We start from the raw sequence: 16,068 nt of genomic DNA, 5'->3' as shown, positions 1-16,068 counted from the left end.
GGTTTCCATTTACGAAAACGAGTCTGAACACTCATGTCTAACGCATCCAGCGCGAACGTACAAATCCAGCTCCCCGATGGCACCCTTCACGAGCATCCCGCCAACACCACTGCGATGGATATCGCCAAAGGGATCAGCGACGGGTTGGCCCGCGGCGTGATCGCTGCCGAGATCAGCGGCCGAGTGGTCGACGCCAACCGTCCGCTGGGCGAATTGAGCGAAGATGATCAACCGATCGCCCTGCGTTTATTGACCAGCCGCGATGCCGAAGCGCTCGATGTCCTGCGTCACTCCGCCGCCCACGTGATGGCTCGCGCCGTGATGCGGCTGTACAAGGGCGTCTCGCTTGCGTTCGGCCCCACTACCTCGGGCGGCTTCTATTACGATTTCGACATCCCTGAAAAAATCAGCGAAGACGATTTCCCCAAGATCGAAGCGGAAATCAAAAAGATCATCAAGGAAAAAGAACCGTTTGAACGCTTCATCCTCGATCGCGATGAAGCTCGCAAGCTGTGCGACGACTTGGACCAAGATCTAAAAGTCGAACACATTGATACCGGGTTATCGGATCAATCCACCGTCAGCTTCTATCGCCAAGGCGAATTCGTTGACCTCTGCCGCGGACCGCACATTCCGGACGCCGGCAAGATCAAGGCGATCAAGTTGATGAGCGTCGCCGGGGCGTACTGGAAAGGCGACGCATCGGGGCGACAACTGCAGCGGCTGTACGGCACCGCGTTCTTTGACAAGAAAGAACTCGCCGCCTACCTCGAGCAACTCGAAGAAGCCAAACGCCGTGACCACCGCGTGCTCGGCAAACAGCACGGTTTGTTTGCGATCAACCCCGAAGTCGGCCAAGGTCTTTGTCTGTGGCTTCCCAAAGGCGCTCGCGTCCGCGTGACCTTGGAAGAATTTCTGCGCAAGGAACTGCTGACCCGTGGTTACGACCCGGTTTACAGTCCGCACATCGGACGCGTGGAACTTTATGAAACCAGCGGTCACTTTCCGTATTACCGCGACAGCCAATTTTCGCCGCTGTTCGGCAGCGAAGCGGGTGGATTGGTCGACGCTTGGAATCAGCGGTTGGTCGATGGAACTCTCGACAGCGACAGCGAAGAAAAACTGATGGAAGCTGCCAAGGTGCTTGGCGCGGAATTCCCCGACTACAAGGCATCGGCATCAAACGAAGACAAACAAAAGGTCCTGCATCGTTGGCAAACCGTCCATGAGCGGTACTTGATCAAACCGATGAACTGTCCGCATCACTGCCACATGTTCAAGGCGATGCCACGTTCGTACCGGCAATTACCACTACGATTGTTCGAGTTTGGAACCGTGTATCGGCACGAGCAGACTGGCGAGCTAAACGGGATGCTCCGCGTTCGTGGCTTGACTCAAGACGACGCCCACATTTTCTGTACTGGCGATCAAGTCGAACAAGAATTCAAAGCGACCATCGAACTGACCAAGTTCGTACTCAACGCCGTAGGGCTGGACGATTATCGCGTGCAATTGTCGCTACGAGATCCCAATAGCGACAAGTATGTCGGCAGCGAAGAGAACTGGGACCATGCCGAAGGTGCTCTGCGTGGCGTGTTGGAGAACTCGGGACTGGATTTCAACGAAGAACCGGGCGAGGCGGCATTTTACGGACCGAAGGCAGACTTTATGGTCCGCGATTGCATCGGTCGATCATGGCAACTCGGTACTGTTCAGCTCGATTACAACCTGCCCGAACGGTTCAAGCTCGAGTACACCGGCAGCGACAATGCGACCCATCGACCGGTGATGATTCACCGCGCTCCGTTTGGATCGCTCGAGCGTTTCACCGGGATGTTGATCGAACATTTTGCCGGTGCGTTCCCAATGTGGTTGTCGCCCGAACAGGTCCGTGTGTTGCCGCTGAGCGACAAGTCATTGGACTATGCCGTGGCGGTCGCCAAACAATTCGACGAAGCCGGATTGAAGGTGACCATCGACAACAACGATGGCAAGGTGCAAGCGAAGATCCGCAACGCGCAGCTCGACTTGGTCAACTACATGGCTGTGGTCGGACCGAAAGAGGCCGAAGCAGGCCAAGTGGCGCTCCGAGACCGGATTGATGGTGACCTTGGATCGATGCCGATCGCCGAAGCAATTGCACGACTCAAAGACGAGATCGCGACTCGCAAAGTGCGGCAAGCGGTCAAGAGCAGCCTCAGCACTGCGGCCGCCGTCGACTCTGGTGCGACCGGCCACGAATATTAATTCGCGGCTCGTTCGTTCATCAGCCCCCATTAAGTCGCCGCTGCGGTGGCGCCCCCCCAGTGACCCCATGCAAACGGACCCCACGCAAACGCGTGGGGTTTTCTTTTTCCGCTACGAAGTTTTACTCTTCTTCTTCAGGTGCGGGCTCGGCGTTGAGTTCCTCGTCAGAGATATTCAACTCGGGGTGCTCGTCGATGTAAGCCTGCATTTCATCTTGGTCGGTGGGCACGGTCGGAGCGTCCGAGCCGCAGCCAACCATCACGAAGCAAGCGGTCAATGACAGCAGTGTTAATCGAATTTTATTCATACAGTTTTTCCAAATGATCAATGGAATGAGGGTGGTTAAATAAGATGGGCTTGGAGCTTGGTTGACTAGAATTCCTCGATAGTTTCTTTCGAAGCTCGAGTCCCCAAAGCTCCCCAAAGCCCGTACGGACTGGCGATTCCTGGCGTCGAATTCGGGTCCGTGTGTTGAGCATGAATCCCAACTTGACCACGCCCCGAGTCACCGGACTCAATCGAATCCGTGATATACTTCACCGCACCATCGCCCATCAAAACATGCACACCGCCTTGGTGGCGGCTGCTCGGTGGCGCGACAACGATCGAGTAATAAAAGTTATTGCCGCAAAGCTCGGCGTTAGGCGGCAGGATCGTCAGCATTTGCGTATAGATCGGCAACAACGAAGCCCACTTCATTCCACGACGCTCTTCTCCGCTGCCGGTCAAGCGGTTCGGTGCGGGAGATTGGGACCAGAATTGCGGACGTTCTGGGTCGATGCTTTGACGACAAGCCAGATTTCCACCCATGTTCAAGATGTTCGAGACCTGGTTATCGGCCAAGTGACTTCGCTTATCACGATCCCCTAAGTCCGTCACGATCTCGCCCGCAAAAATTGTGTTGGACAATCCGTCGAGCACATCGCGGAACTTGGAATCGAGCTGGACCATGAACGCCCCTCGCTGCGAAGCTCGGACCCGATTGTACATACTAGGCGTTCCACCCGTTTGAGTCGCTCCCGTCAAACGATTCAGTGCACCGCCATACCCTGTATCACAAGAGTCACCCGTACACATCGCGTAGTTCGTACGACCAGTCGCGGGAAGTCCCACCCCCGGATCGCTCGGGCAACGAAGCGTCGGAATGTTTGTCAACCAAGGGTCATAGTTACCCCAATTCAAGTGCGCCGAGAGAGGCATTCCGGGCCAAGGCCCCATCGCATTGTAGGTACGAACTCCTCCGCTACTGTCGGTCGTCTGAAATGGGTTGCTGATCTGCTCCCATAACGCTTGTTGTTCAAAAAACGGGGTCAATGCAACCAAGGCCGAACGCTCGAGGCGATTGTTGCCTCGTCGTCCGCTCTCGTGTCTGCCGGCATGGGTGCCTTGGGTACCGCCGCCGTGGACCGGCAGCTGTTTGTAGGCCGCGTGATAGTTGTGGATCGCGAGACCAATTTGTTTGAAGTTGTTGCTACAGCTCATCCGACGAGCCGCTTCGCGAGCAGCCTGGACAGCGGGCAACAGCAGCCCCACAAGCACCCCGATGATCGCGATTACAACGAGCAGCTCCACTAACGTGAACCCTTTGGATCGGCTTGATTTTCTCATCACGCTCTTTACCTTCGAAGAAAAGTACAATTGAAGAAATGGCATCAGACTCGACTTACCACTGCGAGCAGTACCTGCGGACCGAGCCGCACCGACGTAAATGAGGAGACAAGTTGATTAATCGTCGGATGTCGATGGATGCAGAACGACTCGTTCCGCAATGATGCCCTGCGATAGCAGTTCTTTAACCATAGGGGGTGGGGGATACGAGCGATTGGCCGAATTGATTGCCATGCCGTTAAACTGCGCACAAATCCAGCATTTTCCCCCTATTTTGAGAAAACTCGGGGTGCACTTAGTTGCTTTTCCACCCACAAATCAGCCGATTCGGGCTTGGTCTTCGAACCCCACCTTCGAAGCGTCTAAGGGGACATCCAGCGACTGTGCAAACACGCTCGATTGCATAGCCACGGTCCCGAACGATGAATCCGATCCGAGGGGGGATGAAATGCACCGAAACTCTCCGCAGACCTGCCGGCCCCCCTTTGGAAGACGATCCAACAGTGGTAGCGGCGGCTGCGATTTATCCGCCGCAACGTGACGACACGAAACCGATCGACGAGACTGGTCGTTGAGCCTGTGTGCTGAGCAAGCCCGTGACCCGCAACAGGCCAACGAAACATCCGGGACTGGGGTTAACGCGCGGGCCCTGACACCAATTCCTTCGCTTGAGGTACTCGCGAACCATCTGTGTCCGACGCCGAATCAGCCACCGATTCGGTGACGCTCGGTTCGCCAGCCGATGGTCGATTTTTGGCGTGTCGTGGCCGACGTTTCCGCCACCACACGATGGCACCACTGATGTACAGCAGCGCCGGAGTCAGCCCCAGAAACAAGACTGCCCAGCGCCCCATTAAGCCAAACGCCTCTCCGTTGTGAAGTGGAAACTGCCATGCGAAGAATGCGTCGGCGGCTGAAAAGTCAGCCGGGCTTCGGACACTCAAGACACGACCGGTGTATTGATCCAGAAAGACCTGTGAACGCCCGTAGCTTGTTTGAACCTCATCGGGCTGACGAAACGCGACTTCGTAGGTTCCATTCTCGCTTGCCGGTGGATGCAGGTGATCAAATTTCGCATTCGGAAATGTGGATCTCGCGATTGCAATCGCTTCGTCGGGTGTTAACGGTTTGCGAGAGTCTTGTGGTTCGGAGGTCAGATCGTGGGGCTCTTCACTCACCTCGCTGAAGACACCCGCAACGGCCGTGAACACGGCGGGGAATTCCATGTAGACGCCGGTGAAGGTGATCACAACCAGAAAGCTAGCACTGATGATCCCAAACGTCTTGTGAATGTCGTAGTTGAAACGCCGTCCACGACGGATCGCAAACGCGGCGCGCCAACTATGTTTCCACAGCGGCCACCAGAGCAAGACTCCGGAACCGATCGAAAACAAAACCAAAACGCCAATGATGCCGACAATGATCGAGCCGATTCGGCCGGCCACCAGTTGAAAGTGCAATCGGTAGATCCATGACATCAAATCCTCGCCCCAAACCCGTTGTCCGGTGACCGAAGCGGAATAAGGATCGACATAAACCGCAATGTACTTGGGCGATTGATCCGTCCCGCCAGCAAACCAGACCGCCCAAACGCCATCATCGACGCGAGGCCGGCTGACGGAGAGCGCGTGCTTAGCACCGTCGTCATAGGAGGCTTCCGCCGCCTCGATAATCTCGGCCACTGTACGCGTTTGTCCGCTACCCTTGGTCAGCAATAGATCCGAGTTCAGTTGCTCATCGATCGCGTGATCGAACACCAATAAACTGCCCGTCAATCCGACCAACACAAACACCAGGCCAATCGTAAGACCGAGCCAACGATGAGCGACCAGCCAAAGTTTGCGCAAGCGAAAACTAACCCTGCGGTTGCGATCGGCGAGCTTTGCAGTATCGAACGCGTTCATTGCCCTCGCTCCATCTCGGGACCACGCGGAATCCGACGTTTCTTGGTGTTTTGAACTTTGGATTGAAGCTTCACCCCGTCGATTGCGATGGTGGGAAGCAAGTTCTCACCGTCTTGGATCTCCACCTTCCACTGAGACTGTTCGGGACGAGCGAACTGGCCATCCAATTGGTCGATCATTGCCAAGTCCATTTTGGTGACGTCCAGCGGCCATGTCACGGTCACGTTGTACTCACCGATTGGCGCCCCATCGCCAGCTTCATACGTCTGCAATTCAAAACGGCCCTCTTGGTCCGCGATTGCCCAAGGCCGCGAGTTGCGAACATCCACCTTAGCGCCGATCGGATAAAGCGTGACGACTGCTCCGTTAGCAGCAACTCCATTGACGGTCACCGTTCCATTTGCAGGGTACGTCGCCGCTTGCCAACCTTCGCGACATCCGACGCAAACGCATGCAATCAAGACCAAACCAATACTGATTAGAAATTTCATGACGTTCCCCTAAAACTCGCCAACGACTTCATGACCATCAATCGAAGTCAATGCACTGAGAATGTCCATGTCGATGTTTTCTGTCATGAATCGAACCGAGCCGTCCGCCAAACTGATTTGCATCCCTCCGGTATGAAACGCGTAGGGAGCGCCGTAAAGATTGCTGACGTTGATGATGTCCGTGCCCACGAACCAAGTCACATTCGGATTGCCAGTATTGGGGTCCAATTCCACTTGGTATGGATAGAGCCATCCCGAATTAAAGTGCCCCGCCCATGCCTTGTATTCTTGAGTCCACCACGAAGGCGACACGGCAGTTCGGCCTTGGACATACAATGCGGCACGACCTGCCGATTCGTATTGCAAGATCGTATGGCTAAGACCATCGGTGACGTCGCGAAATTTGCGGATTTCGTTCTGCTCGAACATGGAACGATTCGGCGTCGGATCCGTGATCCATCCCGTATCGCTACGAATGTGGGCGTAGTCGCAGGTCTGAAAACCGCTATCAGGTTCGGTTGCTCCCGCTTCGGGATTGGACGGACACTGATACGTCACCGGCATATTCGTGGCCATATCGGCGTTGTCGGCATGATCCCATCGCACGTGGTAGTCGTATTGGCTCTCCGCGTTGCCGCCTTCGAGAAAAGGAAGCACGGCGACATTCGCGTGTGCGACATGCAGGGGATCGGCATACAATCCGTCCCAATCGACCCATGCCGGAGGAAGGCTGCGGTGAGTCGATTCGTAGTTGTGCAGTGCCAAGGCAACTTGTTTCATGTTGTTACTGCATTGCATCCGCCGGGCTGCCTCGCGGGCCGCTTGCACGGCGGGCAAGAGCAAACCGACCAACACACCAATGATTGCAATGACAACGAGCAGCTCAACGAGCGTAAAGGCCGATCGAGGCGAGTGGGCCGATTTGCTGGCGCATAGCGAGCGTGGGTACATGAAAAATCTCCAGCCAAGAGAAAGGGAGGCGCGTGATGCTTCAAACCCCGCGAAAACGCGTCGGGGGGCGAGTCAAACGTGGCTGGCTAAAGAGATAAACTCGTCGCTGGCTTCGCGGACAATCTAGTTCTTGCGAATCGTTCTCAACAAGCTAGTAGCCGCCTAGAACACCGTCAAGCCACATTGCCAATGTTTTCGCGGCAACGAGGTCGATCGAATGTTTGCAAGCATCCCCAATCCTATGGTTCCGGTTGTGACCGACTACTGTTTTCAGTAACGTTGACCTTAGGCAAAGCCCCATCCTTGCCCTGCCTCTGTTGGTCAACTTGTTGACTTGCTCGGTATGATGCCTTTGATGCAGAGCAAAAGTGACGGTAGGTAATCCGTGTGTGCCGGCGGCTTGTTCTCGCTGCTCACATGACCTTGGTTTTCTGAAACCAGAAACCCAAATCCGTGGGGACAATGATTGCGAGTGCCAAAAGTGTATTTGCGAAAGTTGCTTCGAGACTGCGCGCGATGGTCGAGTGCGGTGAGGCGACGCTATTCTGTGGTGCCCTTCCAACAAGGAGTTTTGGCATGTCAAATTGGGTTCGTAGTACCGGTCTTGTGGCTGGTTTGATGTTGTTAGCCGTCTCTGTCTTTGTCAGCTCACCTGCCCAAGCGGCGGATCCAGCGAAGTCGCAAATCATAATGACGGTGGGCGAAATGTGCGGCGGCTGCGTGAAGAAGATCAGCAAACGCTTTGAAGGTGTCAAAGGCGTTGCCAAGGTGCAGTGCAGCATCGAAAAGAAATCCGTCACCGTGATCCCCGATCAAGGCGTGCGGCTGAGTCCGAAGGGCGTTTGGGAACTGATGGAAAGCATCGGCAAAACTCCCGCGAAGATGGTGACACCAAACGGAACGTTTACGTCAAAGCCCAAGAGCTAGAAGGACGTTTGAGCAGGGGAGAGATAAAGAGTGTTTCGAGTCGCTCCCCATTGATAAATGCTTGAATTCGTCAATCTCTCATTTTCAATCGGCAAAAGGGGCGGAGTGAATCCCATTCGCCCCGTTTGCCGATCCGACTGCCCCAATGCCTTACAAGTACGTCCGGCTCACGGCGCCGACTCGACCTCTTGTTTTGTTAAGACGCCGTCGCCGTTGGCATCCAAATCATCGAACACTCCATACAGTTTCTTGGGGGTATCGCTGCGGGCGAGCTTGCCATCGCCGTCGCTGTCGAGTTGTTCGAACTTTTGCAGGCGAGCCGCATTGCGAATCAATGCTTCAGCTCGTTCTCGTAGTGTCATCGCAGGCTTCTTCACTCCGGCTCGCTCTTGCTCGCTGAGCGGCACCGCGTAGTGATAGTAGCCGATCATCATCTCGTCCCACGTTTGATCACCCCAGCGAACCGTCGCCGTCGGATCGGGATTGTTCAAATTGTCTTCGCTGTTGTCATACGTCGCGGTACAAACGATCCGGCTTCCCTCGGGGACTGCCAACGGATTCTGCAGCACGTAGGTGGTCTGCCAATTGAAATCGTAGTGCGGAATATCCAGCAGCGTCGTCCGTTTGCCCGCAGCCGTTTCCAGCTCGTAGCGAAACGATTTGCCCCGCACATGCATGTGCGGACTCATGCTCAACAACGTCGCCTCTGCGGGAAAGCGTGGACTGGTTCCCGATGTCTCGTAGTTCGCTTCGCCTGGCGGGATTTTTAAACGCGGCTGCAATGCACTGGTCGTCACGATCTCGTGGGTGATCGATTCAGGATCGGCAAAACAGATTCCCAGCGAACTTTGGTCCTGTTGCTCGGTTCCAATCGGAGTGTAGTGCACTTGGAAAATCAGTTCGCTGCCCGCGGGAATTCGCTTGGCATGTCCCTTGGGTGCCAATTCCAATCGGGCGCCGGGAACATAGCCGACCAAAAAACCACGCGCTGCGTCCAAGCCGCCGCGGGTTCCCTTGGGTGCCGCGAAGGCCAAAATGTGATGGACCACTTCGCGATTGCCCGGTTTCAACTCGGCTGCTTCGATCCACATGTCTTCGTCCAACTTGGGATCAACACGATAGTACTGATAACGCACCTCGCCGGTGGCGGGAATCTTCACGCTCTCGGTACTGACGGGCACCACCAAATCAGGTTCACGTGGCAGTTGCCATCCCGGAATTTTTTCGGGCAGCGGCGGCAATTCGCTGGCGTCACCTTTGGGTGACCCTGCATCGACCCAAGCATAGAGCGTTTCTTTTTCTTCGTCGCTCATCATGCGGTCGTTAGCGAACGGCAAGTGATCGCCGCTGGCGTGCCACGGCGGCATCCGGCCTTCGCGCACCACCTCGGCCATCATGTCGGACCAACCCGCGACCTCGTCGTAATCGGTCAACGAGAACGGTGCGATCTCGCCATCGCGGTGACACTCGACACACCGCTTGCGTAGAATCTCAGCGACTTGGCCACCGTAGGTCACGTCACTGTGCTCGGCCACTTTTTTGGTCCGGCCGATGATGCATCCGACCGTGTCGGTTTGCGGCAGTGAGACCTCACGTCCCGACGCCAGTTCATCCAGTGCGATCCGCAGATCGTGTCGACGCGGTTCGTCGCGGATGTAACCGATTCCATATTGGTCATCGACTCGGCCTCGATAACGAAGTTCGCGATCGGCGTCGTAAACAAACACCTCAGGGGTCCGCTCAGCAGCGACTTGGTCGGCAAACCGATTGCCGGCGTCTTTGAGCAGCGGGAACTCGATCGACTGGCGTTTGGCGAACGAGGCGATCTCTTCGAGCGAGTCTTGGCGATTGCTCATCACGCCGATCACGCGAACCGATTGCGATTGGTATTGCTGCTGAATTTCCCCCAGCCGGATCGCGTACAATTTGGCTAGCGGACACTCGGTGCCCAGCATGGCGACAACCAGTATCGAATCGGACTGAAAATCATCGAGTTTCCACGTTCGACCGCGGAAATCGATCAAATCGATTCGCTCGAGCGAGGTGCCACCGGCGGCCGCAGGGTCACTGGCAATTGTCGTCGTTGTGGGTACCGCTGCAGACAGTAGAACGACCAGAATGGACGCAATTCGGAATCGAACGCAATTCACAGAGCACCTTCGTGGTTGGATAAGTATGTTGGTTGAACGAGTCAGTCAGTTTCCGTAGCGAAACTCGTCAAGAGTTTCGGGGGCAAACGTCAATCGAACGAAAGTCTTGACGACTTCCGCTACGCTAAATTAGCACAAACTGTATAAGAAAAAATGTTTCACAGTGTTGCGTTTGGGCGCTAGTCCCGATTGGATCGCGCCGAAACCGTGGCTAGCGGTAAAGCGGCTAACGAGAATCCGCTCTACTCGAATCTTGCACCCGTACTTTTTGGCTCATTCCTCAATAATGAAACCACCGAGCGACTCTGATGTTTCGGCGGCTTTTTGCCAGCTGATCGACCCGAGCACCAAGATATCCGAAGTTCGCAGCGTCGGTGGCGGCTGCATCAGTAGCGCCATGCAAATCACGCTTCACGATGACCGGCTCGGCAATCGTACGGTGTTCGCCAAGGCAAACGAGCCTGGATTTATCGACAATTTCCAATCCGAATGCGATGGTTTGACCGCGTTGGCGGAAGCCGAATCGATTTTGATCCCAAAACCGCTCGCCGTGGGCACGGCGGCCGAGCGAGCGTGGCTGGTCACCGAGTGGGTGGAAACAAGGCCGCAAGCGAAAAATTTTTTTACTGACTTCGGTCGACAATTAGCGAAGCTGCACCAGGTGACCGCGGGCAGCCAAATCGGTTGGAGTAGCGACAATTTCCTCGGTTCGGCGATCCAGCCGAACACGGCGACCGCCGGCTGGGCCGAATTTGTGGCCGAAAACCGCATCGGTTTTCAGCTCCGCTGGGCCCTCGACCAGCACCGAGCCGATGCGAAGCTGCGCCGCGATGGCGAGGCGATTGTCGCCGCGATGCCTGAATTGCTGTCCGGTCGTGCCGCCGAAACCTCGCTGCTGCATGGCGATTTATGGAGTGGCAACTATCTTTGTGGGGCCACGGACGCCGCTGCGGGTGGCGTCCCGGTGATCATCGATCCGGCGGTCTATTATGGGTGTCGTGAGGCGGAATTTGGGATGCTGAAGCTGTTTGGTTCCTGCCCGCCCGAGTTTTACGATGCCTATCAAGCGACTTGGCCGCTGCCCGATGGTTGGCAACATCGCATAAACGTCTATGTTCTTTATCATCTGCTGAACCATTTGAACTTGTTCGGCAGCGGTTATCTTGGCCAATGCCACCAAGTTGCAAGCGAAATCTTGCGTTCGAAGTAGTTTCATTGGCCTCCTCGATCGCGAACGACTCGTCAATTTCCCATCGAACCCCTCCCATCGAACCCCTGAGAAACCGTCATGCTCGCCGCGCGAGTGATCCCCTGTTTGGACGTCCACAACGGACGCGTCGTCAAAGGCACCAACTTCGTCAATCTTCGTGACGCCGGCGATCCGGTCGAAGTCGCACGCCGCTACGAGGCCGAAGGGGCCGACGAGCTGGTGTTTTTGGACATCACCGCTAGTCACGAGGATCGCGACATCATCTTGGATGTCGTCCGCCGCACCGCCGAACAGATTTTCATGCCGCTGACCGTGGGCGGAGGCGTTCGTACGGTCGAGGACGTACGTGCGTTGCTGTCGGCGGGGTGCGACAAGGTTTCGATCAATTCAGCCGCCTGCAAAGACCCCGAATTTGTTCGCCGCGCCGCCGACCGCTTTGGCAGCCAGTGCATCGTCGTTAATATCGACCCCAAACGTGTTCAGCGTGACGGCAAAGAGTTTTGGGAGGTTCACATCAACGGCGGACGCACTCCGACGGGATTAGAGGCTGTCGCGTGGGCCAAAGAGATCGAAAATCTTGGGGCGGGCGAGATTGTGTTAACCAGCATGGACGCCGACGGCACCTGTGACGGCTACGATTTGCCGATCACTGCCGCGGTCAGCGATGCGGTCTCGATCCCGGTCGTTGCCAGCGGCGGAGCGGGAGGCCCTCAACACTTGATCGACGCAATTAAACTAGGCAAAGCCGATGCGGTGCTGGCCGCCAGCATTTTCCACTTTGGCCAATTCACGATCGAGGAAACCAAACGAGCGATGCGAGACGCCGGAATCCCGGTGCGTTTACAGGCCACCGCCTAAACCTCCGCCCCCGTAGTGGACGAGGCTACCAGTCCCATCCAGCGTGGACGAGTCCTATCCCCGTAGTGGACGAGGCTACGAGTCCTATCCAGCGTGGATGGCCCCTACTTGTTCATGGATGAAATCGGATGACGAGCAAATTTGGCAGCGAACTTTCGCCGGAATTCTGACATGACACTCTCCTCCACTTCGTTTACCGCTCGTTTCCGCGTACTTTCGGAACCCGAGAGGCCCAATGCCGCCTCGGGCGATGACCGTTGCCCGACGGTCTACTGGTTCAACCACGCGGGCGGCACGACCAACACGCTAGCGTTTCGCGTCCGTTCGGCCCCACCGCCGCGTCCGATGCGGTTGCTGACGCCGCGGTTACCCGAGCGAGAAGAGGACTTGGACGTGACGTTTGATGGCGATTTGGAACAACTCGCCCAAAAATTTGCGACGCAGATCGCAGCCGACTTCGAAACCGTACCGGCTGATCAACGGCCGCCATTGGTGATCATCGGCCACAGCTACGGAGGGGCAGTGGCGTACCGCGTCACCAAACAGCTGACGCGTCTGGGAATTTCGCCTCATCGATTGGTAATCTGCTCGACGCGATCCCCCGAGCGGCTTCGCTATCACAAGTCGCTTCACACATTGGACGATGCGGAATTGATCGAGGACGTTGACGAGCTATTTGGCGGAATTCCTGACAATATTCGTGCCGACCCCGACGCCTTGAGCTTCTTTGTGCGTGCCCTGAGACACGATTTAGCGATTTTTGAGAGCTATGTGCACATGCCGGGCGATGAAATGCTATCTGTCCCGATAACGGCCATTTGCGGGACCGATGATCGTGCGATCGATTTAGCCGACATGCAGGGATGGAGCCGAATCACGCAGGCGGCATTCCGGTTGCGAGCGATCCAGGGCGACCATTTTGCCCCGCTACAGCGGATCGCCGAAGTGCTCGAGATTGCCACCTGGGACCTGTGACCGGGTTGACCGCCACGCGGGCCGATGCGACAGTCTTCTATTGGCGAATCGTCCTCTTTTGCGTCGCCCGTTTTGCGATCCTGTTGCCAATCCCTCTAACCCGTGCTGAATACCCGTGCCAGACCTCGTTCCCGTTCGTAATGCCCTCATCAGCGTCAGTGACAAAATGGGCTTAGCCGATTTTGCCATTGGTCTTCAAAACGCGGGCGTCACCATCTACAGCACCGGTGGCACACGCAAGCATCTCGAGGAATCGGGCGTCAGCGTTGAAGACGTCGCCGACTACACGGGATTCCCAGAAATGATGGACGGCCGCGTGAAAACGCTGCACCCCAAGATTTTCGGCGGCATCCTCGGTATCCGCGACCGTGACGACCACGTCGACAGCATGGAAGAGCACGACATGGTTCCGTTTGACCTAGTCGTCGTGAATCTGTATCCGTTCGCCGCCACCGCTGCACGTCCCGGTGCCACTCGCGAAGAGTGCGTCGAACAGATCGACATCGGTGGCCCCAGCCTCGTTCGTGCGGCCGCAAAGAATCACAGTCACGTTGCGATCTGTACCAGTTCGGAACAATACGGCGACCTGCTCGAACAAATCGAATCAGGCGGATCGACGCTGGCGCAGCGACGCAAACTCGCTGGCGAAGCGTTCGAGCACACGGCGTCTTATGACCGCGCGATCGCCGATTACATGCAAGGCGAAACATTGACGGGCGAGTTCCCTTCGTCGCTGCATTTCTCGCTCAAGCGAAAAGCCCAACTCCGATACGGCGAAAACCCTCATCAACGAGCTGCGTTGTACGTCGACCCATCAGTTCGCTCGGTCAACCTCGTTTCGGCTCGCCAGCTCAACGGCAAAGAGTTGTCTTACAACAACTTGTTGGACTTGGACGCCGCTCTTGAAATCGTTCGTGGCTTTGCTCAACCAGCCGCCTCGGTAATCAAGCACAACAACCCGTGTGGCGCCGCAACCGATGCCAAGATCGCGCGGGCATGCCGCAAAGCACTCGCCGGCGACCCCTTGAGTGCGTTCGGAAGCGTGTTGGGATTCAACCGCACCGTCGACATGGAAACCGCCGAGATGTTGTGCGAACCCGGCTTGTTCATCGAAGCCATCGTCGCACCTGATTTCGAAGCCGGTGCGGTCGGCCTGCTAACGACCAAGCCTCGCTGGAAAGAAAACGTGCGACTGATGCAAGTCGGCCGGCTCGATGACGGCCCTGCGGCATTCCAGCGTCGTTTCATTAGCGGCGGTATGTTGATCCAAGACGCCGACCGTTTGACCAGCGTCCCGCTACAGTGGAAAACCGTCACCGAAACACAAGTGGCCGACGAATTGTGGGACGACGTTGCTTTCGCCTGGGAAATGGTCCGTCACGTCAAGAGTAACGCGATCGTGTTGGCCAAAGACACCTCGTTGATCGGTGTCGGGGCGGGCCAAATGAGCCGCGTCGACAGCGTCGAGATCGCGATCGACAAAGCAGGCGACCGTGCCAGCGGATCAGTGTTGGCGTCGGATGCGTTCTTCCCTTTCCCCGATTCGATCGAATCCGCTGCCGATGCCGGCGTCGTTGCGGTCATCCAACCAGGCGGATCGCGACGCGATTCCGAAGTCATCGATGCCTGTAACAAGCACGGGCTACCGCTGGTTCTCACAGGTCGTCGACATTTCAAACACTGATGAATGTCCTTGATAAAATCCTGGTCGAGACTCGCAAGACGATTCTCGCCGATAAGGCCAAGCGATCCGCAGCCGAGCTCGAATCGGCAATCGCCGATCTGCCGGCGTGCCGTGACTTTCACGCTGCATTGGCGGCCGGTGACGCCGTCCAACTGATCGCCGAGGTCAAACGTGCGAGTCCTTCGGCGGGTCTGATCCGCGCGGATTTCGATCCGGCTCGAATCGCAACGTGTTATGAAAACGCGGGTGCAGCATGCATCAGCGTGTTGACCGACGCACCGTTCTTTCAAGGATCGCTGGACTACCTTCGCGACGTCCGCGCGGCGGTTGAACTGCCGATCTTGCGTAAAGATTTCATCATCGACCGCTACCAGTTGCTACAAGCACGCGACGCGGGTGCCGATTGTGTGTTGTTGATCGCCGAGTGTCTTTCGGCGAACGAGCTCCGCGAGCTGCATCAGCAAGCGGTGGAGCTCGGGTTACAAACGTTGATCGAGTTATTTGAACCGCAGTATTTGGAAGCCGTATTGGCGACCGGCACATCGCTAGTGGGCATCAACAATCGCGATTTAAAAACCTTCCACACGGACCTGGACCACACGGTACGAATGTGCGAGTCGATCCCCGGCGATCGGCTGGTGGTTGGCGAAAGTGGCATCCGCATGCACGCTGACGTCCTGCATCTTGGCAAAGCCGGCGTCAAAGCCGTACTCGTGGGCGAGTCCTTGATGCGTCAAGACGATATCGAAGTCGCCACCCGCCAATTGCTGGGCAAATAAGCAGTTTTCCACGGGGACAGCAGTTTTCCACGGGGACAGAGCTTGATCCCTACGCGCTTTCCAGGGAGTTTTCCACGGGGACAGTCCACGGGGACAGAGCTTGATCCCTACGCGCTTTCCAGGGGGACAGAGCCCAATTGTTGGGGGTTGACTTTTGATCAGCTCACGCGAAGGATTGAATGTTAAGCCCATCGGCTCCTTCTGCCTGCAAACTCCTTCGCCCGAAACGAGGTGTGATGATGGCTCGTTTAACGCGATCGGAAGTCTTTGATCCCGACGAAATT

General features: G+C 56.4%; 13 protein-coding genes. 7 read left to right on the top strand and 6 right to left on the bottom strand.

The genetic code is table 11. The features are described 5' to 3' along the window. Positions 1 to 33: 33 nt before the first annotated feature. Positions 34 to 2,247, top strand: a complete 2,214-nt coding sequence (gene thrS, locus ABD971_RS22605) for a threonine--tRNA ligase (protein WP_345325809.1) — start codon at positions 34 to 36, stop codon at positions 2,245 to 2,247. A gap of 121 nt (positions 2,248 to 2,368) precedes the next feature. On the opposite strand, the gene ABD971_RS22600 is transcribed toward thrS, so the two are convergent. The 5 genes from ABD971_RS22600 to ABD971_RS22580 form a co-directional block, all read right to left on the bottom strand. Further along, positions 2,369 to 2,554, bottom strand: coding sequence for a hypothetical protein (locus ABD971_RS22600; RefSeq protein WP_345325807.1), 186 nt, complete (start codon positions 2,552 to 2,554; stop codon positions 2,369 to 2,371). 65 nt (positions 2,555 to 2,619) lie between these two features. Further along, positions 2,620 to 3,855, bottom strand: a complete 1,236-nt coding sequence (locus ABD971_RS22595) for a DUF1559 family PulG-like putative transporter (protein WP_339944682.1) — start codon at positions 3,853 to 3,855, stop codon at positions 2,620 to 2,622. 635 nt (positions 3,856 to 4,490) lie between these two features. Next, complete coding sequence (locus tag ABD971_RS22590; protein WP_345325804.1) at positions 4,491 to 5,759, bottom strand: PepSY-associated TM helix domain-containing protein; 1,269 nt, start codon at positions 5,757 to 5,759, stop codon at positions 4,491 to 4,493. After that, complete coding sequence (locus ABD971_RS22585; protein ID WP_345325802.1) at positions 5,756 to 6,250, bottom strand: hypothetical protein; 495 nt, start codon at positions 6,248 to 6,250, stop codon at positions 5,756 to 5,758. Before ABD971_RS22585 ends, ABD971_RS22590 begins: the two co-directional genes overlap by 4 nt. 9 nt (positions 6,251 to 6,259) lie before the next feature. After that, positions 6,260 to 7,201 carry a DUF1559 family PulG-like putative transporter gene (locus tag ABD971_RS22580; RefSeq protein ID WP_339944606.1) on the bottom strand — a complete coding sequence of 314 codons (942 nt, stop codon included), beginning with the start codon at positions 7,199 to 7,201 and terminating at the stop codon, positions 6,260 to 6,262. 576 nt (positions 7,202 to 7,777) lie between these two features. On the opposite strand from ABD971_RS22580, the gene ABD971_RS22575 reads away from it, so the two are divergent. Further along, positions 7,778 to 8,128 carry a heavy-metal-associated domain-containing protein gene (locus ABD971_RS22575; RefSeq protein ID WP_425571346.1) on the top strand — a complete coding sequence of 117 codons (351 nt, stop codon included), beginning with the start codon at positions 7,778 to 7,780 and terminating at the stop codon, positions 8,126 to 8,128. A 167-nt stretch (positions 8,129 to 8,295) separates the two neighbouring features. Here ABD971_RS22575 and ABD971_RS22570 read toward each other — a convergent pair whose 3' ends face one another. Then, a complete protein-coding gene (locus ABD971_RS22570) occupies positions 8,296 to 10,278 on the bottom strand; it encodes a redoxin domain-containing protein (RefSeq protein WP_345325799.1) in 1,983 nt (660 codons plus the stop codon). A gap of 286 nt (positions 10,279 to 10,564) precedes the next feature. Between ABD971_RS22570 and ABD971_RS22565 the strand changes: the two genes are divergently transcribed. The 5 genes from ABD971_RS22565 to trpC all read left to right on the top strand — a co-directional run bounded on the left by ABD971_RS22565 (position 10,565) and on the right by trpC (position 15,784). After that, a complete protein-coding gene (locus tag ABD971_RS22565) occupies positions 10,565 to 11,488 on the top strand; it encodes a fructosamine kinase family protein (RefSeq protein WP_345325797.1) in 924 nt (307 codons plus the stop codon). Positions 11,489 to 11,566: 78 nt separating this feature from the next. Continuing rightward, positions 11,567 to 12,346, top strand: coding sequence for an imidazole glycerol phosphate synthase subunit HisF (hisF, locus tag ABD971_RS22560; protein ID WP_339944600.1), 780 nt, complete (start codon positions 11,567 to 11,569; stop codon positions 12,344 to 12,346). A gap of 171 nt (positions 12,347 to 12,517) precedes the next feature. After that, positions 12,518 to 13,321: a thioesterase II family protein gene (locus tag ABD971_RS22555; RefSeq protein ID WP_345325794.1), complete on the top strand. Its 804-nt coding sequence runs from the start codon at positions 12,518 to 12,520 to the stop codon at positions 13,319 to 13,321. 166 nt (positions 13,322 to 13,487) lie between these two features. After that, on the top strand, positions 13,488 to 15,005 hold the full coding sequence (gene purH, locus ABD971_RS22550) for a bifunctional phosphoribosylaminoimidazolecarboxamide formyltransferase/IMP cyclohydrolase (protein WP_339944678.1): 1,518 nt from the start codon (positions 13,488 to 13,490) through the stop codon (positions 15,003 to 15,005). Next, on the top strand, positions 15,005 to 15,784 hold the full coding sequence (gene trpC, locus ABD971_RS22545; protein ID WP_345325792.1) for an indole-3-glycerol phosphate synthase TrpC: 780 nt from the start codon (positions 15,005 to 15,007) through the stop codon (positions 15,782 to 15,784). The genes purH and trpC overlap by 1 nt, the downstream gene beginning before the upstream one ends. Positions 15,785 to 16,068: the final 284 nt, after the last annotated feature.

The organism is Novipirellula rosea (genome assembly GCF_039541335.1).
Taxonomy (GTDB): Bacteria; Planctomycetota; Planctomycetia; order Pirellulales; family Pirellulaceae; genus Novipirellula; species Novipirellula rosea.
This window is presented reverse-complemented; position numbering and strand designations above follow the sequence as displayed.

What these genes read in the sequence shown, in the direction of transcription:
- ABD971_RS22580 (WP_339944606.1), bottom strand. Translation starts at nt 7,201, where the DNA reads ATGTACCCACGCTCGCTATGCGCCAGCAAATCGGCCCACTCGCCTCGA.
- ABD971_RS22585 (WP_345325802.1), bottom strand. Translation starts at nt 6,250, where the DNA reads ATGAAATTTCTAATCAGTATTGGTTTGGTCTTGATTGCATGCGTTTGC.
- purH (WP_339944678.1), top strand. Translation starts at nt 13,488, where the DNA reads ATGGGCTTAGCCGATTTTGCCATTGGTCTTCAAAACGCGGGCGTCACC.
- ABD971_RS22565 (WP_345325797.1), top strand. Translation starts at nt 10,565, where the DNA reads ATGAAACCACCGAGCGACTCTGATGTTTCGGCGGCTTTTTGCCAGCTG.
- trpC (WP_345325792.1), top strand. Translation starts at nt 15,005, where the DNA reads ATGAATGTCCTTGATAAAATCCTGGTCGAGACTCGCAAGACGATTCTC.
- ABD971_RS22595 (WP_339944682.1), bottom strand. Translation starts at nt 3,855, where the DNA reads ATGAGAAAATCAAGCCGATCCAAAGGGTTCACGTTAGTGGAGCTGCTC.
- ABD971_RS22600 (WP_345325807.1), bottom strand. Translation starts at nt 2,554, where the DNA reads ATGAATAAAATTCGATTAACACTGCTGTCATTGACCGCTTGCTTCGTG.
- thrS (WP_345325809.1), top strand. Translation starts at nt 34, where the DNA reads ATGTCTAACGCATCCAGCGCGAACGTACAAATCCAGCTCCCCGATGGC.
- ABD971_RS22555 (WP_345325794.1), top strand. Translation starts at nt 12,518, where the DNA reads ATGACACTCTCCTCCACTTCGTTTACCGCTCGTTTCCGCGTACTTTCG.
- ABD971_RS22590 (WP_345325804.1), bottom strand. Translation starts at nt 5,759, where the DNA reads ATGAACGCGTTCGATACTGCAAAGCTCGCCGATCGCAACCGCAGGGTT.
- hisF (WP_339944600.1), top strand. Translation starts at nt 11,567, where the DNA reads ATGCTCGCCGCGCGAGTGATCCCCTGTTTGGACGTCCACAACGGACGC.
- ABD971_RS22575 (WP_425571346.1), top strand. Translation starts at nt 7,778, where the DNA reads ATGTCAAATTGGGTTCGTAGTACCGGTCTTGTGGCTGGTTTGATGTTG.